General features: G+C 47.5%; 2 protein-coding genes. One reads left to right on the top strand and one right to left on the bottom strand.

Going from position 1 to position 1256, the window contains the following annotated elements:
- The first annotated feature begins 2 nt into the window (after positions 1–2).
- The gene (locus tag R7Q48_RS24305; RefSeq protein ID WP_318132653.1) at positions 3–317 is read left to right on the top strand and encodes a DUF2500 domain-containing protein; all 315 of its coding nucleotides are present in this window, start codon (positions 3–5) and stop codon (positions 315–317) included.
- A 1-nt stretch (position 318) separates the two neighbouring features.
- Here R7Q48_RS24305 and R7Q48_RS24300 read toward each other — a convergent pair.
- Positions 319–1256 (bottom strand): acyltransferase (locus tag R7Q48_RS24300; RefSeq protein WP_318132652.1); only part of this gene is annotated, 938 nt, incomplete at its 5' end.

Raw genomic sequence — 1256 nt, 5'->3', positions numbered from 1 at the left:
TTATCTTGGCCATTTTTGCCCTCATCGCCCTTGGCGCATGGGTGTTCTTTCGTTTCTACAGCAAACATTACGTTGGTGAAGATGCGCCAGAACAAAGTGTTCAAGTCACTATTTTAGACAAACAAGCGATCGATGTGCCGGATGCGCAGCCGGGACAGGACGACCAAGAATATTGGATTTATGTGCAACGTGGCCCAATCGGCCCGAAACGAGAATTCCAAATTGGTGTGCACTATTACCACGCGCTTAATCCAGGTGATAAAGGCACCCTGACCTACTGCGGCGACAAATTCCTACATTTCGCAATCAAACGCTAACTTACGGCAGTAACCAACGAGTCTTGGCTGATTTCGAGAACAAATAACTCATCGCCAAGGCTCCCGCCCCACTTAACACAATCCACACAGGGATCACCCATGCCGGATGACCGGTATACCAACCAAACTCTTTCATTGGCCATAAGAAGATTGGGTGAAGTAAGTAAATGCCCAAGCTGTGCTGGCTGATAAAACTCACCACTTTCTGCACGTTCTTCGGCAACCCTTCCCCAAAATACCGACACAGCATAAAAATCATCGATGCCGCCAAAATCACGTTCAATGTTTTGTATGACAACCAACGCCCCACGGTGTATTTCTCCGCTTCCAAACTGTTGGTCACCACCATGGTGAATGTCACGGCTAACGCCACCAATCCAAACCCAGTGAACAACGTCACCATAGAACGATTTAGTGGCACTTTTTGAAATAGTACATAGCCCAAAGGCAGATAGCCCCTATTGAGCCACATTTGGTTACTCCATGGCCCATCAATCTTGAACAGGAATAACGTGCTAGTGAACATCCAAAAAGCCAGATAGGTATAGAGGACATTGTCATCGACATTACGTGCCATCCATTGGAATAGAGGAATCACGAAATACAGTGGAATAAAGTAATAGAAGAAGCCTAAATGGTAATAGGTGGCATGAAACGGACTATTACTCAGCACTTCTTTGACGGTTTCAAAATCGAACCCTTGTGCCGTCCAACCCGATAGATACGCGTAGAACGTCGACCAAATTAGAAAAGGCACCAACACCTTCCCCAAACGCCGCTTCACGTAATACTTGCCATCAAAAGGACGTGTATCACTGAGCATCAGAGCGCCCGTAATCAAAATAAATACCGGCACCGCCCATCGGGTCACGCTGTTCACTCCAACGGCGGTGAGCCATTGGTCCATTGGGATCACGCCCAGCTCGTTTCGATAAGGCG

The sequence above is a fragment of the Vibrio sp. 378 genome, from assembly GCF_033339435.1.
This window is presented reverse-complemented; position numbering and strand designations above follow the sequence as displayed.